The organism is Parasedimentitalea denitrificans, from assembly GCF_011813015.1.
Taxonomy (GTDB): domain Bacteria; phylum Pseudomonadota; class Alphaproteobacteria; order Rhodobacterales; family Rhodobacteraceae; genus Parasedimentitalea; species Parasedimentitalea denitrificans.
In genome coordinates, this window is sequence record NZ_QHLQ01000014.1 from 1 (window position 1) to 25,212 (window position 25,212).

Genomic DNA, 25,212 nt, shown 5'->3' on the forward strand with positions numbered 1-25,212 from the left:
TCACAGGCAACGCGCCGCATAATCAAACCAACCAGATGAGCCAAACTCTCACTTAGTTTAGGCCGCCTTTGGACCCAAAAACTCTGCCGACGCACATTCGATCTGTTGGGAATCCCCTTTAGGATCCATTAGACCGCGCAAAAGGTTTTTTGTGTTTTTTGAAAATTCTGCAAGCAAGGTGGGGACTCATCGAAATTGTTTGGAGATTGTGACCGTATCGAGTGTCAGCGATCCTCTTGGAAGTTGCAACTGCTAAGGTTGATCCGGAGAGGAGTGTATACGTTTCCTAGTTGCTAGATCGTAGGATGTGCTCCATTGGCTTTGGTAGGTCAGTTTAGGATGATCCTTTATGATGCTCTTTCCTGTATTTGGCTTTTTTTCCATCGTGCTTCGGCATCGTAGATTGTCATGTCTACTACAACCTCAATGCTTTCAAACAACGCAAGTTATTCGTGTTCGACAACGCTGGTTGTGAGCTCCCGCAACCAGCGTTACAGAACGCCCCGGAGCATAATCGCTGCGGGCGTTTTGCGTTTGGCCCATTGACAACAAGCCCGCCATTTCGCTCACCAGTTCAATGGCCAGAGTGCCGTCGTCCGGAATGAGCAGTATCGCGGACAAAAGAGACCGGATGATCGAAGCCGCATCAGTCTTTAAATTTGAGACATCGAGCGCCTCCGCGAGGTTTGCGACTTGATCACGGTACTTATCTGAAAATCCAGGGGGGGAGCATACGAGCCAGGGGGAGTATACGAGACTTTCGTCAGGAACCGTCGCAAGTTTCTTCTCTAGCTTTGGTTTGTCTTCCTCGAGGCTATCAAGTTTGTCAGTAGGAAGTCATCGCCTAGGTCTCAAACGCTTTCTGGTGTAACACTGTGCAAGTTTTGGGCTGGTAGGAATGCCCAATGTAATCCCTGAATGTGTTCTAAGTCTCCGCAACAATAGGGTTTTTGAGCTGTCCGACGTTTTCGATTTCAACCTCAACCAGATCGCCTGCCTTCATGAACAGTTGCGGAGACCGGGTGAAACCCACGCCGCCTGGTGTGCCCGTTACAATCAGGTCTCCTGGAACAAGCGGGGTGAAGCGGGAAATGTATGAAATTTGGCTGGCGATATTATGGATCATCTGATCGGTCCGTGCAGACTGTACGATCTGCCCGTTCAACCGGCATGTAATGGCCAGATCTTGTGGGTCGCCAACTTCGTCTTTTGTCACAAGATAGGGGCCAAATGCTCCGGTTGAGATGAAGTTCTTACCGGGTAAGAATTGTGTGGTGTGGGTCTGCCAGTCCCGAATTGAGCCGTCATTGTAACAGGAATACCCTACAATATTGCTCAGTGCCTCGCCTTCGGACACCTTAAAACATGGCTTGCCTATGACCGCCACGAGCTCGGCCTCGTAGTCCAGCTCACGTGATTCAGTCGGAAGCATAATTGGGGCGCCATGTCCGCATTGCGAGGCCGCAAATCGCGTGAACAGCGTTGGAAAGCCGGTGGGGGCGTGGTTGGTTTCGACCCGGTGCTCTTCGTAATTCAGGCCAACGCAGATGATCTTGTCTGGATCCGGGATCGGCGGCAGAAACGTGATTTCGTCTTCCTGTATGAGCGCCGAACGCTCAATCGCTTCATTGGCGAGTCGCTTGAATTCCGGGTCGCCAATAAAGGACCTGAGGGATGGGAAGCGTCCTTGCAAACGCTCCCCAATGTTGGAAACCCCTTGATCGGTGCGGACACCCCAAGACTGTTTTCCATTATGCGAAAAAGTCAGAAACCTCATCGATTTGAGCCCTTCATGCACGTTTCTTTAATTGAACGGTCATCTCGATTTCTATCGGAGCGTCGATGGTTAGCTGGTCCTGATAAAGAGCCGCGCGGGCATGTTTGCCGCGGTCTTCGCCCAGAAGTTCGACCCAGAAATCCGAGGCGCCATTCAACACCTGCGGTGCGTCCTTAAAACCGGGCTTGGCGTTTATGTAGCCCACCATTTTGACGATACGCTCAACTCGATCGAGATCGCCAATCACATGTTTGATCATCGACAGGTGGTTGATGGCGGTCAGGCGGGCCGATTGATAGGCATCTTCTAGGGGAATTGCGCCAGCTTGACCTGGGTGGGGCATATAGTCTTCGCCGTTTTCGTCAACCTTGGTGCCTACCGTACCGGATACATAAAGAATTTCTCCGACCTCGGTCCCACAGGTATAGTTCGCCACCGGCTTGGGTGGGCGCGGCAGTTCGATCCCCATTTCTTCCAGGCGTTTTTCGATCTGAGACATATTGATTTCCCTTCCCTTGATTATCCGATGTTGAATGTAATGGTTTTGATTTCTGTGACTGCGCGCAGCGTGTGTTTGCCGCCCAAACGGCCAATGCCGCTGTTTTTCCCCGGAGCGCCGCCAAAAGGCAGGTGAAGCTCCCAGTAGCAACTTGGGTTGTTGATGTTCACGAGGCCGGCCTGAATGCGTTCACCAAAATTGAAGGCGCGGGACAGATCACGGGTGAACACGCCCGCCGCCAGTCCATGTCCGGCTGCGTTGGCGGTGCGGATCAGGTCTTCGTCATCTTCGCAGACCACAATGGGTGCTACCGGGCCAAATGTCTCGGCGGTGTTCAAGAGCGAGTCTATTGGCACATCATCGATAACTGTCGGCGCATAAAACAACTCCGAGCCATGTTCTGCGGCGACACGCCCGCCGGTCAGCAGTTTGCCACCCCGGTCAAGTCCATCTGCGACGTGTTGCGCGACCTTGGCCACGACCGAAGAGTTGTTGAGTGGGCCCATTGTTGTATTCTCGTCCAGCGGGTTGCCAAGTGTGATGGCTTCGGCACGTTCCTTCAGTTTCTGCGCCAGCGCCTCGTGGGTGTCGCGGGTTGTTAGGATCCTGCCGGTCGCCGCGCAGACCTGTCCGGCGTTGAAGAAACAGCCAAAGGCCGCCGCATCTGCCGCCTTTTCGAGATCGGCATCATTGAGAACGATGACTGGGCCGTTGCCACCAAGCTCTAGCAGCATGGGTTTGCCCGCGCCTCGTTTGGAAATTATGCCGCCAGTCACCGGACTGCCGGTAAAGCCGATGCCGTCGGTTCCTGGATTTACGACAATCTCGTCACCCACAACGTCGCCTGGCCCATGTACTAGGTTGATGGAACCTTCGGGCACTCCGGCCTCGACTATGCACTCCATAAGAGCACTGGCGCAGGCTGAGGTCGACGGGGCAGGGACCCAGACAACGCCGTTGCCCGCAGCCAGACAAGGCGCAAGGTATTCAACCGGGATGTTGATGGGGAAATTCCAAGGAGTAATCACGGCATAGACACCGCGCGCCTTGCGGTAGCTGACCGCGCGCACGTTTGGCGTTTCGACCGGAATGTATTCGCCCTCCATCCATTTGATCAGCTCGGCCGCCTCGCGAAACCCTGTGGCTGCGGCGTCTACCTCGCCGTAGGCCTCAGAGATCAGTGGCTTGCCCTGTTCTGCTGAAAGGATTGACGCCAGACTGTCGCGTCGCGACTGAATTTGATCGGCTACCGCGTTGCACAGAGCTGCACGCTCCCAGGCGGTCATGGCGTCAAGGATCTTGTGTCCTTTGCGGGCTGCGATAATCGCGCCTTGCGCGTCTATGCGGTCGCTTTTAGCAACCGATCCAATGACTGTGCCATCGGTGGGGTTGGTCGCGTTGAAGGTTTCGCCACTTGCTGCGTCACACCATGCGCCTTCGATGAAATTTCGGTAAATCTGAGTCTGCATAATCAAATACCCTTTTCTATGCCAAATCTGCGGGGGATGTCTGGCCCGTGTGCACCACGCCACGCGCGATCAGATGCGAGCAGCGCAGAGCCTTGTCGAATTCAATTGTCTCGCCAGTTGCATCAGTCAGAGAGTGCGCGCCGCCATTGCGATTGAACACAGCGATATTGGCAGTGCTACCAATCTGAATTCGACCGAGTTCAGGGCAACCGATAATTTTTGCAGGGGTAGTGGTGGTGGCGGCCAGCGCCTTGTCGAAGTTCACACCCAGGGCCAAAAGCTTGTTCAATGTGGTCAGGGCATCAAAGGCGGGGCCGTCGATGGACATGCAGTGGATGTCAGAGCTGATCAGATCGGGAACAAACCCTTCGCGCAGCATGTTGCGGCAGGTTTCAAAGCTAAAGCCCCCCATGCCGTGGCCGATATCGAACAACACACCACGTTCCTTGGCCATCCAGGCGATTTCGCGAATTTGGCCCTCTTTGACGGGCGCGTTTGGTTCGGGGCGACAGCAATGGGTCAGGATGTCTCCGGGCCGCAGATCTACGAGGATGTCCTCGATATGCGGCGGGTCTAGATCGATGTGGCACATCAGCGGCAGTTTGGCCTTCTCTGCCGCTTGTAGGCCGCGTTCCAGTGCGTTGGCACCGTTTTCACCTGCCGCCAATCGCCCTGCGCGAACCTTAATGCCGACAATAATGTCCGCGAACTCCTCGGCGGCTTCAACGCAAGTCTCAACATCGAGCAGGGCAGGGTTTTCAGCCTCTCCAACCATGACTTTTGGTGAAAAGCCGTAGATGCCGGGGAACGAGATGTTCAGATAGGCCAGAGTGTTGAATGGGCTGGGCTTGTGAATGAATTCGCGAAAGCCAAGAATATTGGCCGCGCCCGCAGATCCAGCATCGACAAAGGTGCCAGTGCCAGAGCGTGTCGCTGCGATCTCCGGCCGGACACCCAGGGCGGTTGCTCCCCAGTAGATATGCGTGTGTATATCAGTTAGTGCCGGGGTGACGAGGCTGCCAGTGGCATCAATTACGGTTGCACCTTCGGGCATGGTTACCGCGCCGATCTGCTCGACCTGGCCATCCTGCAAAAGAATGTCAGCAATTTCGCCGCCTTCGCCGGGCGTGACGTGGACTTCTCCGCCCTTGATAACAACCTGTCTCACATTTGGTCTCCGTCATTTTGCTACATACGCGTCATAAATGAAGCAGAGCGTATATTGCCTGGTAACGCAAGAATTCAACAAGCGAATTACCGACTGGTCAGTCAATAACAGCTTGCCGACTGGTCAGTCAATAACGGCTTACCGACTAGTCAGTCAATATTGACAGGGAATTATTTTTGACCTACGAATCGGTCACTCTTTGGCGGCGCAACCAAAAAAGAAATCAACGGGAGAAATACCTATGTCCATTAAGAAAGCAGGAAGACTATCAACCGCAATTTGTTCCATTGTCGGGGCTACCGTTCTGATGATCGGCACTTCGCAAGGGGTGTTTGCAAAAGACACGGTCCGCGTAAGATTCGCGGAGTACAGCACCAAGACGGGGCCCTTCTTCAAAGATCTGGCAGCCGAATTTAATGCAAGTCAGGATGACATCGAAGTTGTCGTCGAGCATTTGCCTTGGCCTGAGATGCAGCAGCAGCTGATCACCGATATCTCAGCTGGAACTGCACCTGATATTTCGCATATGGCGACGCGCTGGATGGCGGGATTTGCTGTTGATGGTGCGCTGGCGCCGATTGACGATCTGATGTCCGACAATTTTGCCGATACGTTTGTTCCAACCTTCCTTGATCTGCAAAAAGTAGAAGGTCAAACATGGGGGCTGCCAATCGCGGCATCTGCACGCGGTATGTTCTACAATAAGGACCTTCTAGAGCAAGCGGGCGCTGCTGTTCCAACAAATTGGGAAGAGACTCAGGAAGCTGCTGCAAAGATCGCCGCACTAAGCGACGAGATCTATGGCATCGGAGTTCAGGGCGCTGGGCTGGATACCGAAGGGTACTGGTTTTACTCGCTTTGGACCCACGGCGGGGACATCGTTGGACCGGACGGAAAAAGTGGTTTTGCATCTGAAGCTGCTGTTGCGGCGACCCAGAACTATATTGACCTGATCAAATCGGGGGTTACTCAGCCCGGCGTTTTGGGGGCAAACCGCGAAGATTTGCAAAATCTGTTCACCGCCGGCAAGCTCGGGATTGTTCTGTCTGGGCCGTGGCTGAATGCGCAGCTATCCCAAGAGGCACCTGATCTGAAATACGGTATTGCTGAAATTCCAATGGCAACAGATCGGGCAACTTATGGGGTGACTGATACCATTTCGATCCTGGCGGACTCGGAGGTCAAGGAATCTTCGATGAAGGTGTTGGAGTTCTTCTTCAACGACGCAAACCGTCTGGCCTTTGGTAAGAACGAGGGCTTTGTTCCGGTGCTCAATTCAATGGCGAACGAGCCCTACTTTACCGAAGACCCCAACATGGCGGTTTTCTTGGATATGTCCTCGGTTGCAAAATTCGCGCCACTGGTGCCGCAATGGGAAGAAATGGCTGAAAGCCTGAAGACTTCGTTGGCAAAAGCCTATGCCGGTGATGAGGATCCTGCTGTGGCGCTTGCTGCCGCGGCAGATAAGATGAACGCTTTGATGAACGAGTAATCGTCTAGCGTAACCCGGTGCCCGGCGGTCTAGCTGCCGGGCGCATCACCCCAAAGGCAGGCACCAATAATGCAAGCGACGCAAACAAATGATCTGGCACCTTCTGGAAGGCGCGCACGCAAGCCCAGGGAAAGCCGCAACCTGTCCAATCTGGTGTTCATTCTGCCCAGCATCGCGCTGTCGCTTACAATCATCGGCTATCCGATCTTTGAAGTGCTCCGCATGGCAGTCATGGATGTGAACCGATTTGGCAAGATCCGGGGTTTTGAGGGATTTGGCAACTTTATCAAGATTTTCAGCGATCCTGTCTTTATCCAGTCCTCTTGGCAGACCCTAATCTGGACAGTGTCAGTGGTGGGGGGGACAGTTCTGGTCGCGGTCCCCGTGGCGATTGTTTTGAACGAGGATTTTCACGGCAGGTCCATCGCCCGCACGATCATTCTACTGCCTTGGGCGGTGTCGCTTGCGATGACTGCACTGGTGTGGCGGTTTGTTGTGAATGGGGACTTCGGAACCCTCAATCTCGCCCTGACCCAGTTAGGGCTGCCATTCAATAACCATCCCTGGCTGGCAGATGCGCAGTCAGCTTTTGCCATCGAAATTTTGGTGGGTATTCTTGTGTCGGTGCCGTTTACCGTGACGATCATTCTGGGGGGGCTGACCTCCATTCCCGTGACCCTATACGAGGCGGCGGCGATGGACGGGGCGACGCGGTGGCAAAGCCTGAGACGGATTACGCTGCCGATGCTCAGCCCGTTTCTGCAGATCGCCATAGTGCTCAACGTAATCTACGTCTTTAATTCGTTTCCGATCATCTGGATCATGACCAATGGCGGGCCAGCCAACGGAACCGACATCCTGATCACCTATGTCTACAAACAGGCCTTTGCCTTTGGCAAACTCGATGTTGCAGCGGCTGGATCGGTTGTGATGTTCCTGATGCTGCTCTGCTTCTCGGTCCTTTATCTCTTTATGACCCGCAACCGGAGTACAGACGGATGAGCTCCAAAGCCAAATTTTCATTGCTATGTTGGGGCGCCTTGATGCCGCTGATGGTTGTGATCCTGTTTCCCTACGCGACGATGCTGTCCACCGCACTCAAGCGGAAAGATGAAATCTTTCAATTTGAGATTTCATGGCTGCCGGATGGCCTTTATCTTGGCAACTTTGTCGAGCTGTTCGTGAACCGCGGGTTTGGGCAGGCGATCTTTAATTCGATTTATATCAGTGTGGGGGCGACGCTTGTCTCTCTGCTTGTGGCTTTGCCGGCCGCATATGCGCTGTCTCGATTGAAGCTGCCCGGTAAGAGCACGTTTCGAACCTATCTTTTGATCACGCAGATGATCTCTCCGATCGTGCTGATTGTGGGCCTGTTCCGTCTCTTTGCTTATTTGGGGATGATCAATGATTTGAACGCGCTGGTGTTTGCGCATAGCGCCTTTTACATGGCCTTTGCGGTCTGGATGCTGCAAAGCTATTTCGACACGATCCCCAAAGATCTGGAAGAGGCCGCTTGGATGGATGGGGCTAGCCGTTTTGCCTCGTTCCGCCGTGTCTTTCTGCCGCTTTGTCTGCCGGGCATCGCAGTGACCTCGCTTTTTACATTTGTGAATAGCTGGAACGAATACGCCATGGCATTGACGATCCTGCGCGATGGATCGTTGCAAACCGCACCTGTAAGAATCGCTTTCCTGACCGGCACGCTCTATGAGACGGAATGGAATATCATTATGGCTGCCACACTCATTGCAACATTACCCGTGGCTATCGTTTTTGCGTCAATCCAAAGCTATTTAATTCGGGGTTTGTCCCTTGGTGGAGTCAAATAGATGTCCTCTATTGAAATCAGAAATGTCACGAAATCCTATGGGGCGTTGCAGGTCCTACACGGAATTGATCTGAACATCGTGGACGAAGAGTTCGTTGTTTTGGTCGGCCCTTCAGGGTGCGGGAAATCAACACTGCTGCGCATGATTGCCGGGCTTGAGGAGATCTCTGGTGGCGATGTTCTGATCGACGGTGACCGGATCAACGATGTCAGCCCTCAGAAGCGCGACCTGGCGATGGTGTTCCAATCCTATGCTCTGTACCCGCACATGACGGTTGCTGAAAACATGGGGTTCTCGCTGTCATTGAGCGGGGCGAAAAAGCCCCAGATCCAGAAAGAAGTCGGTGAAGCGGCTAAAATTCTGCACCTTGAAGACTATCTTGAGCGCCTGCCCAAGAACCTATCCGGTGGACAGCGCCAGCGTGTTGCAATGGGGCGGGCCATTGTGCGCGATCCAAAGGCGTTCCTGTTTGATGAACCACTTTCCAATCTGGATGCAAAACTGCGCACACATATGCGCGCCGAGATCCGGCAGTTGCACCAAACGCTTAACGCTACATCTGTCTACGTGACCCATGATCAGATCGAGGCGATGACGCTGGCCGACCGGATTGTTGTGATGAACGCTGGCCGGATCGAGCAAGTTGGATCACCGATTGAGCTGTTTGACACGCCCATGACCAAGTTTGTTGCAGGGTTCATCGGAGCACCGACAATGAATTTCTTTGACGGGTGTGTTCAGGCAGACGTCGACGCAAATCCCTATATCACGCTGGGTGCTGACAATTCCCATGTACCTTTGCCTGAGGGCATGAAAAATCATGTCGGGCAGCAGGTTTCTATTGGAATTCGCCCGCAGCACATCTTGGCTGAACCAGCCGCCCCCGAAAGTGGCATGATCACCGGTTCCGTTAGTCTTGTCGAACAAACCGGATGTGAAACCAACCTGCTGCTCAGTGCAGCTGGTCAGCAGGTAACCGTTCAGACAAAAGAACGGATGAACGTCGCCACAGGAGACTGGGTGAACCTTTCCTTGAAAGCCGATTGCCTTCACATATTTGACCAGGGCACCGGACGGCGTTTGAATTGAAGAGAGCGAGAAGTCGATGACCAAAACAGCCGCCCGTCCGCTGACACGAGACCCGGAAAAGAAATCGCGGATGATCCTAAAGGCAGCCCGCAAGGAGTTTGCCAAATCAGGCTATGATGGCGCGCGCGTGGATAAAATCGCTGCGACATCCAAACTTAGCAAGGGGCTGATTTATCATCATTTTCAATCCAAGGACTTCCTGTTTCAGGCCGTTCTGGAGCAGCTTTACGAAGAGCTGAGTGAAGAGAATAAGGCGCTATACCTCGAAGATTTCGAGCCGGAAACCGGGGTTCAGCGGTTGATCGAGCATACCTTTGACTATTTTGTAAAGAACCCGGAATTCATCGTTCTGGTAAACACCGAAAACCTGCTCAAGGCACAGCATCTGAAAAAATCTGATCTGGTTGGAAAGACGTTTGAGCCGTTGCGAGCGAGTTTGGAAGGCCTTCTTCTGAAGGGGGCTGAACAGGGGGTTTTCCGGTCCAATGTGAACTCGACCGAGCTCTATATCTCCATCGTCGGTCTGGGCTATTTCTACCTGTCCAACATGCATACGCTAGGCGTTGTTTTTGAGACCAGCCTGACAAGCCCTGACGCGATTTCCGCACGCAAAGCCCATATTACAGAACTGGTGATGGGCTACCTGCGCAATACGTCCGGAAACTGACACCATGGTAATCAAAGCCCTGTCACAACTGATCGCAACGCCACAGAAATGGCGTGATGTCCTTGATACTCCGGCTGTTGTGGTGGATCTGGATGTTGTTGAAAAAAACCTACAACGCGGCGCTGACGTTGCCCGGGCAAATGGCCTTGAGTTTCGACCGCACATAAAAACCCACAAAATACCGATGCTGGCCAAGGCTCAGATGGAATTGGGGGCGGTTGGGATCACAGCACAGAAGATCTCTGAGGCAGAGGTTATGGTGGACGCCGGAATTACGGACGTTCTGATTTCTTATAATATTGTCGGAGACCAGAAATTGCGGCGGCTTCGAAGCCTGTCCGAACGTGTAAAACTGCGGACTGTCGCCGATCATAAAACGGTGGTTTCCGGACTTGCCGAACACTTCCATGATGCAAAAACGGAGTGCGGTGTTTTGGTGGAACTTGACGGTGGCCTGAACCGCTGCGGCGCCACTACAGCGGATGTGGCGATGGAAGTTGCCCACGAGATCGATGCGGCCCAAGGTCTTCGCTTTGACGGCTTCATGATCTATCCGGCCCCCAACAAGTGGAAGCAGGCCCAGAATTTTTTAGCCGAATGCAAGCTGCGCTGTACGCAAGAAGGATTGAGCGCTCGGGTCCTGTCCACTGGCGGTACGCCGGACATGCTGAACGTCGCGGCGGACGACAATGTGACTGAATACCGTGCGGGCAGCTACATTTATAATGACCGCTCGCTTGTAGAATTTGGCACAGTGAGCGAGGCGGATTGTGCACTTTCGGTCTTGGCTACGGTGGTCAGCACCCCAACCGAACATCGCGCAGTTGTTGATGCGGGCAGCAAGTCTCTGACCTCAGATTTGTTCGGGATGGAGAATTTCGGGATCGTGAAAGGCCACTCCAAAGCAAGGGTTTTTGCGTTGAGTGAAGAGCACGGACATATCGAATTTTCACCACTGGAAAGACCTTCGATCGGCGATAAACTTGAAATCATCCCCAATCATGCCTGCGTTGTCTCAAATCTGGTGGATTACATCCATTTTGTCCGGGGCGATTACTTGGTCGGCAAGCAGGCTGTTGTTGCGCGTGGTACGGTGACCTAACAGCTGTCGCACAGTGCATAGACTACGTTTGGCCGACGCATCGCTTTTCCAAATGGGCTAACAGGCTGAATTGCTGGGATAGGCGCGGCTAGGTATTTTGTTCGGCATCGCTGGTTGCGCCCTCCCGCAATCAAAAATAATCACAACAAACACATGTTAGTCACCTCCTTCGCAGGGCTCGCGTTGCTCGCTCAGCCTTGGAAGCACTGTGGAAGCAAAAGGAGTGATTTCGCACTGTAGTTGTTTTGCAACGACAGGACATCGAGTGAACACCTTCGTAATGAGGAGATCTAATGCAGAGCTCGATATTAGTAACTGGTCGCCTTCTTGTTTTGGCAGAAGGCTTGCCCCTGATATTGAACCGCGGAGAAGCTTAGGTAAAGTACACTCACATTATCGAATTAGCAAAGTGGCGGGGAATTCAAATGGATGCAAGAGAACAGCTCATCGATTTTTACCTAAGCTACCCAGAAAGCATGCTAAGCGTCCACGGTAAAAACCGATCTGACATTGCTCCTGACCTCATTCAATATCGGGATATTCAACTATACAACTGGAGCCAAGCTGAGATCTTCAAATTTGATGATGATGCCGAGACCATGTTGGCTGGCTTAATGAATGAACTCTCCAGTGAAGGTCTGGAAGACACGTTTCAGCACGTCAAAATTACCTGCCAGCATTCACGCTTCAGCAGAATATGAAGCCGCCGATATCCAAAGCGCCGCCGCTCAGATGACAAACCCTTCAGCCAACCTCGTAGCTCAGCATCTGCTGACCGCTTTGACACGCGCCGATAGACACGCGGATCGATGCCAGCCAAGGCATAGGCCCGCCTCTGAGTGTATCGCTTCTCTGTCATAGCCCAGGTCACAGCTTTTCTGCGTGATCCGGGTGTCAAAAGGTTTTCCCAACATTTCCTGGAGCGTCGATACATCCATCACCTGCTCGGCCAGCAGTTTCTTCAGCTTGGCATTCTCAGCCTTAAGCGCCTTCAACTTCTTCGCTTCAGACACTTCCATGCCGCCGTATTTGGAGCGCCACTTGTAAAATGTCGCATCGCTCACGCCATGCTTACGGCACAGCTCCTTTGCACCAAGCCCAGCTTGATGCTCCTTTAGTATCCCGATTATTTGGTCCTCGCTGAAACGGATTCTCTTCATCATCTGTCTCCTCAGTTGGAGAACAGGCTGACCATAAATGCAGGACATTTCAGGGGAGCAGGTCAATTGGCACGAATTTAAGCTAACAAGTCAAAAACATCTCCACCAACTTTCAGGTTAATCTCATCCTGACCTGCGCCGTCTACGAGTGCCCAGATGATCTGCTCGGTGGGGCGGTAAATTACAAAGCCCTCGGCCACGTCGGCGTCGCCTGAACGAACGCCTTCAGCACTGGCTGTGTGGGCGAAATTGACCTGAAAATCATCGCCGCTTGCGCTGCCTTCTCCAAATAGCAACAGGTCACCCTCGGCCGCCATGTAATCCTGCACCCAATCGGAACCATGGTCATAAATTCCAAGATGGTAAAACTTGTCCGCTCCACTTCCGCCGTTGATTCGGTCGTGACCAAACCCTCCGTTGACAAAGTCATCGCCATTTCCGCCGAATACCAGATCCGACAATGCGGATCCGGTGATCACGTCGTTGCCGTCTTGGCCTTGCAGATCATCGGTACCGAAACCGCCAGCGATGGTATCATTTCCCTCTTGGCCGTAAACAAGATCATTGCCGTAACCGGCGTCAATGCTGTCATTGCCAGATCCAGCGTATACGATGTCTCTTAGGTCTGCCTCTGTTTCACCACCGAATATGAAATCGTCTCCGGCACCACCGTTAAGCGTGTCATTGCCATCACCGCCGAGCAGGCTGTCGTTTCCGCCGTTGCCGATCAAACGGTCAGGCCCGTCAAGACCACTGATGGTGTCGTCGCCTTCTTCACCATGCAGCACGTCTGCATCGGGCGTACCGATGAGGGTTAAATTCATCGGGGTTATAGCAGTGGTTGCCACGCTGCTGATGCTTTCAGCGGTACCTTGGGTGTCCGTATAGCTAAAGGTCACCGAAAGGCTTTTGCCGATATCCTCTGGTGTTAGGATGTAAGTCGCCTTAGTGGCCCCTGAGATCGCGGCGCCGTCACGCAACCACTGATAGGCGATAGTACCGACATCGATACCATCAAGATCAGTGATGCCGGTTCCATCAGCTGTCAGAGTTTCGCCCGGAGTCATCTCACCGCTAATTGTCACCGCACCAGTTGGTGCGTCGTTGACGTTCTGGACTGGCTTGGTGGCTGCACTGGTCAAGTTCACGTCTTCAAATAGACCGTCGAGGAAGACAACGCGGGCGGATATTTCTTCCGCCACATCATCTTGTTGTAGCGTATAGGTCTTCGCGTTCGCGCCGGAAATCAACACTCCACCTCTCAACCATTGATAGGTCAAAGTGCTGATGCCGTCCGGATTGACCAGCGGCCCGATGGTTGCGGTAAGGATTTCACCCTGCGTCGCTGTTCCGGTGACGGTAACCGGCCCAGAAGATGCAAGACTGCTGTCTGCAAAGGTCAAGAAACCCAGATTGTATTTCGAGCCGGAAAGGTTCCAGATGAAATTCAATCCGTTTGTCACAACATCGGTGGTAAGTTGCGCGATATCTAGAAGGGAGAATTCAGATAAATCCAGCCTGTCGATGCCAAACTGAAAGTCGGAGAATTGATCTCCCATGGGGCCAGTAAACAGCTCGCGGGAGACTACAAAGGTGTCGCTGCCCTCACCACCTGAATGAGTATCCTCTCCGTCCTTCCCGGCCAGTACGTTATCACCATCATTCCCGACAAGAATATTTCCCAGTGCGTTTCCTGTTGCATCTGTATTGTTCGAACCCGTTAGGGTCAGGTTCTCGACATTAGTGCTGAGGGTTCGGCTGATACTGGATTCAGCGGTGTCGATGCCTTCGTCTTTACCTTCGATGACTGTGTCACCTTCGTCATCGACTATGTACAGATCGTCATCAGTTCCGCCGGACATACCGTCGGCACCAGTACCGCCGTCCAGTGTATCGTTTCCAGCCAAACCCGTCAGTGTGTCGTTTGCTCCAGATCCTTCCAGATAATTGGCACCACTATTCCCGATAAGTGTGTTAGCCAATTCATTGCCAGTCCCATCCAGATCATCCGCCCCAAGCAAGGAGAGGTTTTCAACAAATGCGCCAAGAGCATAAGAAACCGCGGAATTGACCGTATCATTTCCCTCGCTTTCAGCCTCGGTCACCGTCGTTCCCGCATTGCCAACGACATACAGATCATCCCCGGCATGGCCGGTCATATTGTCAGCGCCAGCACCACCACCATCGTCGAGTGTATTGGCTCCATCATTTCCGATAATCTCTTGCGATAGCGCATTGCCGGTCAATGCCAGCGCGGTCGTCGCCACGCGATCTGCTGCCTTCAGAACTTCGATGTCGTTGTCACTGGCCAATGCGAAATCGACCGTTGTATGGACTTGATCGTCGGTTCCTTCACCGGAATTCTCGTAAATGCTCGTCCCAACTGCATTGACTAGATAGGTGTCGTTGCCCGCATAACCAGTCAGCAGATCCAAGTTGGCTCCGCCGCCATCATCAAGCCGATTATCGCCTGCATTGCCGTAGATCAGTTGAAACAGCTCGTTGCCGGTCAGATCAATAGAGGTGGTCGCAGAGGCATCATTGGTGCGAAGTTCCTCGATGCTGAGACCAGCTGTAAGAGTATAACTAAGGCTGGTTTCAATGGTGTCCGAATTTCCTTCACCATCGAACTCTTCGATAACGGTAGTAAGATCATCCACCCGGTATAAATCATTCCCTATCCCACCGGCCAAAGTATCTAGGCCGCCGCCACCGCTGAGAATATTTGGCCCTGCGTTTCCTTCGATCCGCTGGTTGCCAGAATTACCCTGTAGGATCAGCCCTGAGAAGCCAGTAGGACTAATTGTGCGTAGTATCTCAATTTCTTGAGCAGTACCCAGCGTGTAATTGATACTGGTCTCGATGACATCCAATACGCCTTGTCCTGAGGTCTCAGTCACGGTGTCGCCGATGTTGTCCACTCTGAAAACGTCATTGCCAAGACCGCCCGTCATCGTGTCGGCACCAGTGCCACCGTCTAGGGTGTCATTGCCGTCATTGCCTTCCAAGAGGTCATTGCCGCCAAAACCATTCATGACATCGTGCTGCGAACTGCCGTAGAACCTATTGGCCGCCCCGTTGCCGAAGACAACGATTAGGTCTTGATCATTGTAAGTGTCATTGTTCCAAGTTTGGAAAGTAAAGCCCGTCATATCCACATCAGGAACACTTAACGCATCAATCCGCAGGGTGTCGTCACTGTCATCGCCAAGGTTGCCGTCAACCAACAAGGCATCAAGGAACCCTGCGTTGCCGAGCAATTGATCGGTGCTGACAATCACCATTGAGTGGGCTGCAGGGCCGTTTGAGTCAAACTCGATTTCACCGATGTTGGTAAAGGTGACATCCCTCAGGTCGGATGTGCCACCACCGGAAATCAAAACCTTATTTGCGCCCTGACCCCCATTGGCAATTTCACCTACAGCGCCGTCCTGTCCGTCGCTGTAGCGGAAACTGTCGTTGCCAGAGCCACCGATCATCTGGTCAACGCCACTGCCGCCTTCCATGGTGTCATTGCCACCGCTACCAAGAATGATGTCATCAACTGGGGACCCGATCATGATTTCGGTGTCGGAATCTCCGATTATGGTTGTCCCATCTCCCGGCTGATCAAACCCGGCAAACCCCATACCCGACAGATTAAGCAAGGTCTGCGTGGACATCCGCAAGTTGACGCGCACGGTTTCCCCGGCATGGGCAGCAGCGCTCACATCAAGCAAGGGGCTGAATTGTGCGGCCAGGAAATAGGCGCGACCCGGCCCTGCAAAAGAGAGCGCTTCGTTGTCGAAAAAAGCTGATGTTTCAAAGTCAAATGTGGAAGAGGAGCTTAGCCCAAACAGTTGAACCGTGTCGTAATCGGCGCCACCGTCATAATAGTCGCCCACTGTTGGGTCCGATGGATCGATTTGAATATAGTCGTTTCCGGCCCCTCCCAAAATTCGGTCAGTGCCACTACGTCCTCCCAAAATGTCGCTACCGCCCATTCCGTTAATGGTGTCGTTTCCACCTTCACCGTTAATTATGTTGCCGCTGTCATTGCCAGTGATGCTGTCATTGCCACTGGCGCCGTATGCGTTTTCTATCACCACGCCATTGGCGATGGTAAAACCGCCATAGATGCCATCCACGTGAGATATCCAGCCACCACCGCCTTCTTCATACAGTAGAGTTGCAGCTCGCAGGTCAATTGTTGCACCAGTCGCCCCAAACACCTGAATGTAGTCAGTGCCGCCTGCATCCCAGATTGTCTTGAAACCGGTTCCAGCGTCGTTTGTGGTATCAAGTATATAAGCGTTGTTACCCGTTGCGACAGTCATGTCAGCGCCATAACGGGACTGCAGAATGCCCAGATCCAGCGCCGACGGCCCCAGTGCGAAGCCATAGTTCCCAGCGCCAGAGGTGCCGGTGCTGGGATCTCCACCGTCGATGTCACCCCGATAGTTGTACCCCATGATCGTATAGGCGCCTTGGTTCAGACCATAGTCGCCATAGTCACCTTTGTTCGCGTCCACGCCGTCCATGATGTTTGACGTGCCGCCGCCCGAATGTGCGTGGGCAAGGCCAAGTGCATGGCCAAACTCATGGATCAACGTGTGATAAGCACCATTCCCTGGATCCCAGTCGTTGGTGTAATAACTGTCGGCAAGATAGCTGCTAGTGGAGTTCAGATTCCATAAACCGACGTTTGCATCTATTCGGCCTGGTGGTCTGAAATAGCCCGAGTAGCCGTCATTTTCATCATAGGTGACTAGGAACATATTCGCGGTTCCGGCGGACAAGGACCGACTTGCCGTTAGATTGATGCCACTCACCATCGACTGCAGCGCGTGCATAGTGTCGTCAATCTGTTGCTGAGTGAACCCAAGCGAAGCTTTGTCACTATAAATCTCGCCCACCCCTGCAAAATAGACGCTGATGCTGGTGTCGTAAAAACTGCTGCCCCAGTCCAGACTGTCACGCGGGCGCTCAACTGTCTTATCTTCTACGATAAGGCTGTATTCACCGGTTAACGTGCCAACCGCAGAGGCTTGAACGTATAAAGTAGCATCCGTGGCAACAGTGAACTTTACATAAGAATTTAAATAGTCGTTAGGAGGGTAGTTGTATATTGAGTTATCGTTTTCTATCAGCAGGTTGGTCAGCCCCGCGTCGGTATAGACACGCAAATAGCTGTCGGTCAGAGAGTTCCGGTTGCCTGAGCTGTTGCCGAATAAATTTATGGTGTAGGTTTTGCCCGCTTCAACATTCAAAGTGTATTCGTCAAGCTCTCCGCTGGCGCTGATCTCTCCATTGGTGAACCCTCCGATCCCCAGTGACCCTGCTAATCCGCCGGAGGTTCCAGCGCTTTGGTTTTGAGCAGTATCTTCAGTCGGTGATTTTGTGATTTGGTTGTCGGTAAATGTATCGTCGAACCAATACGGTTCGAAAGAACTCGAAATTGCCTGACCACTCAGGCCTTCCCAGTTGCTCTTGAAACCTAACCCCAGTTGCCCATCAGTTTGCGATGTGAATGCATCCCAGTTAGGGCTCCAATACTCCTCGAACCAGATGTCTTTCCGCGACTGACGAACGGCGGTATCCCCCTGTACAATGTATTGAAGGGTATTCCAATCAGCCGCTACAGGGCGTCGGTCCGAACGGTAAGCCATTTCAACTACCTCAGATAAAGGACACAGCGAGATCGGTCCCAAAACCAAATTTTGGAGATTGATTGCAAGGAACCACCAGCCTGGCCGCCGGATAGGGCCCATTCACCTGATGCAGCCGACATCCATCGTAAATAGAGCGTAAAAAGCCAATGTCACGGTGTTGGGTGGTTTTTCTGATCCCCACCTTGTGACGGGCAGAAATGGACAATTAACGGCCCCTGCCCCTCTTCATTGTCACCAGTGTCAATAAAACCAGCTGTCCTTAACAGCCTCATCCCTTTCGGACAGAATGAGGCTGTTCAAAGGAGCAGTGTTTTCAAGCAGGCCTTCAGTCGTTAGGGGCTACATCCGGCGGGCCTTCGGACATGCCTTTTGCCCATTGGGCGTTCATAACCCGGTTGAGCCAAGCCAAGCCGACTAAGGCAAGGCCTAACCCCATGAATGAAAACACTCGTGTCAGTCCCGATAGGCCGTTCATATCGATTAGGAACACCTTGGCGATGGTCAGTACAACACCCGCCATTGCCATCTTGCGCAGTATATCCGAGCGTCGCCAGAACGCGACGATCAAGATAATGGCCGAGCTTGCCAATAGAGCCAGCGTGTAAGAATACAGTTCAGGATCTGTTATGCCGGGAACGGTCAGATCGTTGCCACGCCAAGATCGCCGGATCTCAAGGGTAACATACAATGTGGTGAACAGACCGGCCAAAGAGGCAAACGAGATCTGGGCGTATCGGCCGAAATGGGTCACCTTCCAGGCGGCAACTGCAAATATGCCACTCAAAACGAGGTAGGCTGCTGCAAGTGAATCCAGAACAGGAGGCCCGAACACCAGCTCGTTACTGCGGGTCAATGGGTTTGCATCGCCAAACAGCTCATCCAATAAGAACAATAGAGCTATACCGTACGCCGTGGCCAAGCCGCCGCGTACCAGCTGGCTGAAGCGGCCGCTGGCTTGCATACGGTATAACTGATTGACCATAGAGGCCGCCCAGACGGCCGCAAGAATCCCTACATCTGCATGCGACCTGTCACCGGGTGTCGAAATCAAACGCAGGATCATGACGCTAATGAACACGGCGCCGATTGTGGCGATGGCGCTTTCCAGAACCAAGCCGGTCTTGGGCCGCGTGTGACGGGCGGCATGCCATGCTCCGACCAGCGGGATCAGGGTGCCAAGATAAGCCAACAGAACTTGGGTGGTCGATGTCTTGGGAACCCAGACGTCGTCCACAAAATAGAACTTGCTAGCCCAATAAAAGCCGGGATCGATGACCAACCGATAGGTGATCACTGCAACGCCAACCTGGACGAACAGACCTAGGGCTGGCAGGTCGAATTTTCGGTCGATCAGAACTGTCAGCAATACCATGACTGCGAGCGCCAGTGTCAGCGCTGTCTTGGCCAATAGCAGGAAGAACGCTAGCGCAATCAGCGTCAGCGCAGCGATACCAGACAGGGCAACCCGCAGGGCGCGCCGGTTGGTGTCCTGACCGCGGGCCGTACGCTCGGCCAGCAGTGTCATCAGGGCTGCAACAGCGATGGCGGTCAATGCCCATGGATAGGCTCCAACAACCTCGGTTGGTTGCCAAAGGAATTCCAGTATCAGGATCGCAACGGGTGCAAAAACGGCGGCAGCCAAGGCCCAAACCACTGGCGAGTTATCGGCTTTTACCTCGGCGCCTTCCATCTGTTGCATCCGCAGGAATGCCAAAACTGTCCCTAGCACGCCAATGGCAGTCAAAACCCAAGCGGTTGTCGGGGCCGCAGTCTCAGGCGGGCGTTGGGCTCCGGCCATAAACTCGCGGAACAGTGGGCCAAAGTCGATAGGCTCTAGCAGCAGTACAGCCAGTATAGCCAGCGCTGGAACCAAGGCGTGATCGTAAAGGGCAGGGGCCTGACGCATCCAGATCAATGCCGCGACCAACAGGACCACAAGAGCACTCAAGGCTAGATAGACCTCTTCGGGTTTTCCGGCATCAATTGCTACCGCCATTGCCGCTGCAGAGGCTGCAACGGTTACAGCTGCCGACAATCGGGTCGCGAATTCAGGGTATACCCGTTTTCCTGAGAAGCTGCGGCACATGTCGAGCAAGGAAATGCCGCTGTGTTGTGGCCATATGCTGCGTTCAGGGATGATTATTGCAGCGCCCGCAATCAACAGTGTTGTGGCCAGGAAATGCAGTTCGATCGCGCCGGAGAGATACAGCAACCAGCTTGCGGACAACGTGGCGACCAGAGCGAGCACCGAAACCCAGGCCCATCGTTTGATTGTGTCGATTGCAAGCCCAACCAGCGCAATCAGGGTGAAGTAATAATAGAAGATCCAAGGCGCATCAGACTCGCCGCCGATCAGAAATGGCGTTGCAGTGGCACCGATGATCCCAAGCGCGCTTAGGAATGGGCCGTAGAACCAGCCCAAAACAATCGCCAAGGCAGATACTAGGCAAAGTGCCGCAAGCGCAGAACCCGGATCTATCAGGCCATACATTGCTCGCGCCGAGAGGAGGCCAGAGAAAAGAGCGATCAGCCCCGCCCCAGCTAGAGCCGATGGCAGGTATTGCATGCTGCCCTCGACCTCGTCACCAAAGCGACGACGGAACACTTCACCGGCGATGACTAAGGCTGCACCGAACCCCAATGCAGCCATTACCCGCCAGAAAGGTGTCAGCAGCCCGTTCTCGGCACCGTATTGGACCATGAATACGCCAGCTAAGGCCAACGACGCTGCTCCGGCAACCAACACCCAGTTTTCGCGCAGCCACTGGCCAAGAGCGTCATAAGTGTCTTGTTTGAACACAAAGGCGCGTGGCGTTTTCTCCGCTTGCGTTTCCTGCGGAGGGACCGGAGGTTTAATGGTTTTCTGTCCGGGACTTTTTGTTTGACTGGTATCCGCTACATGGCGCGCGCCCACATCCTGCAACTCTGTTCTTGAATCAGTCGACGTGGAAGAGGGTTCGCCAACCTTAGCTTCACCCCAGGGGCGTGTGGTCTTGCTAGCCGCACTTTCGGTTGCCCTAGGTTTCGTACCTTGGCGCAGATGGTCGCGGACACGGTTGGCTTCCAAATCTGCCACTCGCGTCTTTAATCGCGCATGGGACACCAGCAAGTATGGTACGCCAATGACAATCACCAAGCTCAATAGCCCAAGAAGAAGCAGACCAAATTCCAGCATGAAAATTCCTTTGTAACTGAACGCAAACTACGGGTGGGCGCTGGGGCTGGCAAGTGCCGCAGGCTTAGATGATTTGACAATCAACTGCAGTCTTAAAAATCGCGGCCAGGGTGCCAACACTCGGTTTCACTTTAGGAGAATGCAAAAAAGGGCGCCACTGAGGCGCCCTTTGTGTGCAAAGTTGTTTATCGACCTTACAGATGATCGGGCTGCGGCATTCCCAGGACATGGAAACCACCATCTACACGAAGGATCTCACCCGTGGTGCAGGCCCCAGCGTCGGAGGCCAGATATACTGCAGTCCCGCCCACAGCTTCAAGCGTTGCGTTCGAGCGCAGCGGCGAGTTCTGGTCTGTATGCTTGTAGGTTTTGCGAGCGCCACCGATAGCGGCTCCGGCCAAAGTTTTCATCGGACCGGGAGAGATAGCGTTGACGCGGATGCCCTCGGGGCCCAGATCGTTGGCCAAATAGCGGGTCGCAGACTCCAGGGCAGCCTTGGCCACACCCATAACGTTATAGCTGGGGCATACGCGGTTAGAGCCCTGATAGGTTAGTGTCAGCAGGGTGCCGCCGTTTTCAACCATCATCGGATGCGCCCGGCGGGCGACCTCGATGAATGAATAGGCCGAGATATCCAGCGAGTTCTTGAAGTTGGCGCGGCTGGTGTTCAGGAAGCGGCCGGTCAGCTCATTCTTGTCAGAATAGGCGATGGCGTGCACAACGAAATCGATGGTGGGCCAGCGGCTACCAAGCTGTTTAAATGCGGTGTCCAGCGACGCATCGTCGGTAACATCAACGTCCACCATAAAGTCACTGCCAACACTCTCTGCCAGTGGCTGCAGGCGTTTGCCAAAGGCCTCACCCTGGTAGGTGAAGGCCAGTTCGGCGCCAGCTTCGGCCATAGCCTTGGCAATGCCCCAAGCGATGGAACGTTCATTCGCGACGCCCATGATCAGGCCGCGCTTGCCCTGTAGTGGTCCAGACATATCCGATTAATCCTTGTACTTGCTCAGGATCATCGATCCGTTGGTGCCACCAAAGCCAAAGCTGTTGGTCATGACGCTGTCCAGGCCGGCATTGTCAACAAAAGACGTTGCAATCTCGCCTTCGTTGATCGCCGGGTCCAGCTCGTCTACGTTGATCGACGGCGTGATGAAGTCATTGTCCAGCATCAAGAGGCAGAAAATTGCCTCTAGCGCGCCTGCGGCACCCTGTGCGTGGCCAGTCATCGACTTGGTCGAAGAAATTGGCGGTGTGGAGCCCTCGCCAAATACACGGCGAACGGCTTCAACTTCGCCAACATCGCCAACCGGGGTCGAGGTGCCGTGGGCGTTGATGTAGCTGACTTTGCGGTCCTCGGGCAGGGTTTCCAATGCCAGACGCATGGCGCGTTCGCCACCTTCACCGGACGGGGCAACCATGTCGTGACCATCTGAAGTCGCGGCAAAGCCGGTAACCTCGGCGTAGATTTTAGCACCACGCGCCTTGGCGTGTTCCAGGTCTTCCAGAACCACGATGCCGCCACCGCCTGAGATGACAAAACCATCGCGGTTTGCATCAAAGGCGCGGCTGGCTGCTGCCGGGTCGTCGTTTTTCTTGGAGGACATCGCACCCATTGCGTCGAACAGGCAGGACAGAGTCCAGTCCAGCTCTTCACCGCCACCGGCAAACATCACGTCCTGCTTGCCCATCATGATTTGCTCGGCCGCGTTGCCGATACAGTGCAGCGAGGTAGAACAGGCCGAGGTGATCGAGTAGTTGATGCCCTTGATTTTGAACGCCGTCGCCAGATTGGCAGAAATGGTCGAGCTCATGCATTTTGGCACGGCAAAGGGGCCAATCCGCTTGGTCGCGCCGGTTTTGGCAACCACCTGATGCGCGGTCAGCATGGCGCTGGTCGATGGACCGCCGGAACCAGCAACCAAACCGGTGCGGGTATTGACCACCTGATCTTCGTTTAGACCAGCATCTGCAATGGCTTGGCTCATGGCGATATGGGCATAGGCTGCGCCATCACCCATGAACCGCAGGGTGCGCTTGTCCACCAGTTCCTTGGTGTCGATCTTCAGCGTACCGGCCACCTGGCTGCGAAAGCCGTGCTCGGTCATTGAGGAGCTGGCTTCGATGCCAGATTTACCTGCCTTGAGCGAGGCAATGACCTCTTCGGCATTATTTCCGATAGAGGAGACAATTCCCAGTCCGGTGACGACGACACGACGCATACGTGCACTCCCTTGTTTGCTTATGCCTTATTAGGCCATTGCAGTGCTGAGGTGCAAGGTGGGTTGCGCCGTCCTGCCAGACAAACCGGCGTGACGGCGCAATGCACCTTGCATCATGTTTATCAGTTGGTATGCGTAATGAGGCGCCCGCCAAGCCGTCTTTAGCCGTCCAGTTCAACAACGGCCCCGGTGATCTGGCTGATCGCCAAGCCGGTATTAACCGCCCGATACTCGGACCGTGGTGGGCGAGCTACTCGATCCACACAACGAAGCACCCACACTCTCTCTTCCAGTGACTTCAAAGAATGTGACAAGGCCCGGTCCGTAATATTCGAAAGCCTATGCCTAATTTGGTTAAAATGATCGTCCTGATTGAGCGATGCTAAGATGGGTAAAACCCAAGTGCGGCGCAATAGGTCCTGATCGCGCCCCCCTGTCGCTAGGATAATGTCCGATGCAAGAAGAGCGCTTTTCTCGCCTGCCAACGTCAACCTAAATTCCGGCCGCAATGGATGACCATATCCGGAGCTTCGCTCTACCAGTCCAATCTCGATCAAGTGGGTCATACTAAGAGCAAAGGCTGATCTGCTTGCCCCTGTTGCTTTCAAGAGTGGCGCTTGGCGACCCGGCACCCCTTCCTGAAGTCGTGCCAATATTGGCAATGCCCAGGCTCTTGACGTGATGTTGATAAATGTATTTATGTACATAAAGTATAGTTACCATAATTTTACGCAAAGGCAAAGAAAATGGCTCTGATTTCCCTTAAAAACACCGTTACGATCGCTCTTTCGGTCAAAGACCGACACAAAAGCGCTGAATGGTATGAATCTGTTCTTGGGTTTCAAACGATCTACCACGCTGATGATGCGGGGTGGTCTGAGCTGAAGACCAAATCCGAGGGTGTCACGCTCGGGTTAGGCGAACATACGCAGCCCGTGCCCGGCAACTGTGTGCCGGTTTTTGAGACCGCTGACTTAGATCGCGACCGAGAGGTACTGGAAAACGCCTCCATTCGATTTGATGGGCCAACAGTTGTGATAGAAGGCATGGTCAAAACCGCTACCCTGTACGATCCCGATGGGAATGCGTTGATGCTTGCGGAAGATCTTACAAATGCAGTCTGATCACTCCCCAACATAGATTAGAAACACCATCGCAACAAAAGGCGCCTCCGGGGCCTTTTCCAAATCGCTCCAAATGTTAGCGCCAATCAGCTCTCGCTGAGCGCGACCTTCATGCCTTTGACTTCCTGAATTCATTCGCCAACAGTCTCAACGATTTCGCTGCTGTCACCCTTGATCAGACGGTGAGTTTGGATTTCTGTAAGGCTACTGCACGTCTGACAAAAAAATGACGGCTCGTGAGCCGCCATAAGTTGACCTCGGGGGAGGTTGTTTCAGAGGGGGTGGGGGACAACCATCGTTGGGATGTTTGAGCGCCTAAGGACCCTTTTGACAACTGTGCCTAGGAATGTATGCCCTGTGCCGTGCTCGTGCGTACCCATAACGATCAGGCCACAGTCAAGCTCCTTGGCGCGCGTCAGAATTTCCTCGGCAGGATGCCCGTCAACCAGCTCAACAGAACCGACTAACCCGTAGGCGTCTTTTTCTTCGGCCGAGAGCTTTTTCACAAAGTCTTTCTGGTTTGCCTTCAAGAGCTGCTTGATCGCGCCATGGCGGTTTTTAATCGCTTCTTTACGGGACGCATCGTCCTGCATGAACATCTGCATTGTCACAATTGCGTCTTGCGTCAATGGTTCCGTCACATGGAGAACATGCAGGTTGGCCTTGCTGGCCTGCGCTATGCTGAGGGCATAGCGCAGGGCGTTGTCGGAGTTTTCGGACAGATCTGTCGCGACTAGGATATCTTGTATTTTTGGTAGCATCGTTTAGCTCCTTCTCTCTGACCGCGG

General features: G+C 53.6%; 18 protein-coding genes and 1 pseudogene. 8 read left to right on the forward strand and 11 right to left on the reverse strand.

What is annotated here, in order from left to right; all coding sequences use genetic code 11:
- Positions 1-925: 925 nt before the first annotated feature.
- The 4 genes from DL239_RS14000 to DL239_RS14015 are packed head-to-tail and all read right to left on the reverse strand — an operon-like array spanning position 926 to position 4,913.
- The gene (locus tag DL239_RS14000; protein WP_167684729.1) at positions 926-1,777 is read right to left on the reverse strand and encodes a fumarylacetoacetate hydrolase family protein; all 852 of its coding nucleotides are present in this window, start codon (positions 1,775-1,777) and stop codon (positions 926-928) included.
- A 13-nt stretch (positions 1,778-1,790) separates the two neighbouring features.
- A complete protein-coding gene (locus tag DL239_RS14005) occupies positions 1,791-2,276 on the reverse strand; it encodes a RidA family protein (RefSeq protein ID WP_167684730.1) in 486 nt (161 codons plus the stop codon).
- Positions 2,277-2,296: 20 nt separating this feature from the next.
- Positions 2,297-3,745, reverse strand: a complete 1,449-nt coding sequence (locus tag DL239_RS14010) for an aldehyde dehydrogenase family protein (RefSeq protein WP_167684731.1) — start codon at positions 3,743-3,745, stop codon at positions 2,297-2,299.
- Positions 3,746-3,761: 16 nt separating this feature from the next.
- Positions 3,762-4,913 (reverse strand): amidohydrolase family protein, encoded by a 1,152-nt coding sequence (locus DL239_RS14015; RefSeq protein WP_206188463.1) that lies wholly within the window; start codon positions 4,911-4,913, stop codon positions 3,762-3,764.
- 241 nt (positions 4,914-5,154) lie between these two features.
- Between DL239_RS14015 and DL239_RS14020 the strand changes: the two genes are divergently transcribed.
- The 7 genes from DL239_RS14020 (at position 5,155) to DL239_RS14050 (ending at position 11,793) form a co-directional block, all read left to right on the forward strand.
- The gene (locus DL239_RS14020; protein WP_167684732.1) at positions 5,155-6,405 is read left to right on the forward strand and encodes an ABC transporter substrate-binding protein; all 1,251 of its coding nucleotides are present in this window, start codon (positions 5,155-5,157) and stop codon (positions 6,403-6,405) included.
- A gap of 69 nt (positions 6,406-6,474) precedes the next feature.
- Positions 6,475-7,407 (forward strand): carbohydrate ABC transporter permease, encoded by a 933-nt coding sequence (locus DL239_RS14025; RefSeq protein ID WP_167684733.1) that lies wholly within the window; start codon positions 6,475-6,477, stop codon positions 7,405-7,407.
- Positions 7,404-8,234, forward strand: a complete 831-nt coding sequence (locus DL239_RS14030; RefSeq protein ID WP_167684734.1) for a carbohydrate ABC transporter permease — start codon at positions 7,404-7,406, stop codon at positions 8,232-8,234. Before DL239_RS14025 ends, DL239_RS14030 begins: the two co-directional genes overlap by 4 nt.
- Positions 8,235-9,323, forward strand: a complete 1,089-nt coding sequence (locus DL239_RS14035) for an ABC transporter ATP-binding protein (RefSeq protein ID WP_167684735.1) — start codon at positions 8,235-8,237, stop codon at positions 9,321-9,323.
- Between the two features lie 16 nt (positions 9,324-9,339).
- Positions 9,340-9,990 carry a TetR/AcrR family transcriptional regulator gene (locus DL239_RS14040; protein ID WP_167684736.1) on the forward strand — a complete coding sequence of 217 codons (651 nt, stop codon included), beginning with the start codon at positions 9,340-9,342 and terminating at the stop codon, positions 9,988-9,990.
- 4 nt (positions 9,991-9,994) lie between these two features.
- Positions 9,995-11,092, forward strand: a complete 1,098-nt coding sequence (locus DL239_RS14045) for an alanine racemase (RefSeq protein ID WP_167684737.1) — start codon at positions 9,995-9,997, stop codon at positions 11,090-11,092.
- A gap of 425 nt (positions 11,093-11,517) precedes the next feature.
- A complete protein-coding gene (locus DL239_RS14050) occupies positions 11,518-11,793 on the forward strand; it encodes a hypothetical protein (RefSeq protein ID WP_167684738.1) in 276 nt (91 codons plus the stop codon).
- Here the strand turns inward: DL239_RS14050 and DL239_RS14055 are convergent.
- The 6 genes and pseudogenes from DL239_RS14055 to DL239_RS14080 all read right to left on the reverse strand — a co-directional run.
- Positions 11,760-12,252: pseudogene (locus DL239_RS14055) on the reverse strand (transposase); the annotation flags it as partial. The gene DL239_RS14050 and the pseudogene DL239_RS14055 overlap by 34 nt on opposite strands.
- Positions 12,253-12,329: 77 nt before the next feature.
- A complete protein-coding gene (locus DL239_RS14060; protein WP_167684739.1) occupies positions 12,330-17,900 on the reverse strand; it encodes a M10 family metallopeptidase C-terminal domain-containing protein in 5,571 nt (1,856 codons plus the stop codon).
- 328 nt (positions 17,901-18,228) lie between these two features.
- A complete protein-coding gene (locus DL239_RS14065; protein WP_167684740.1) occupies positions 18,229-21,078 on the reverse strand; it encodes a DUF2339 domain-containing protein in 2,850 nt (949 codons plus the stop codon).
- Between the two features lie 194 nt (positions 21,079-21,272).
- The gene (locus tag DL239_RS14070; protein ID WP_167684741.1) at positions 21,273-22,064 is read right to left on the reverse strand and encodes an enoyl-ACP reductase FabI; all 792 of its coding nucleotides are present in this window, start codon (positions 22,062-22,064) and stop codon (positions 21,273-21,275) included.
- A 6-nt stretch (positions 22,065-22,070) separates the two neighbouring features.
- Positions 22,071-23,300, reverse strand: a complete 1,230-nt coding sequence (fabB, locus tag DL239_RS14075) for a beta-ketoacyl-ACP synthase I (RefSeq protein ID WP_167684742.1) — start codon at positions 23,298-23,300, stop codon at positions 22,071-22,073.
- A 161-nt stretch (positions 23,301-23,461) separates the two neighbouring features.
- A complete protein-coding gene (locus DL239_RS14080) occupies positions 23,462-24,007 on the reverse strand; it encodes a winged helix-turn-helix transcriptional regulator (RefSeq protein ID WP_167684743.1) in 546 nt (181 codons plus the stop codon).
- Between the two features lie 39 nt (positions 24,008-24,046).
- Between DL239_RS14080 and DL239_RS14085 the strand changes: the two genes are divergently transcribed.
- Positions 24,047-24,424, forward strand: a complete 378-nt coding sequence (locus DL239_RS14085; RefSeq protein ID WP_167684744.1) for a VOC family protein — start codon at positions 24,047-24,049, stop codon at positions 24,422-24,424.
- 272 nt (positions 24,425-24,696) lie between these two features.
- Here the strand turns inward: DL239_RS14085 and DL239_RS14090 are convergent, their stop codons facing one another.
- A complete protein-coding gene (locus DL239_RS14090) occupies positions 24,697-25,185 on the reverse strand; it encodes a universal stress protein (protein ID WP_167684745.1) in 489 nt (162 codons plus the stop codon).
- Between the last annotated feature and the right edge of the window lie 27 nt (positions 25,186-25,212).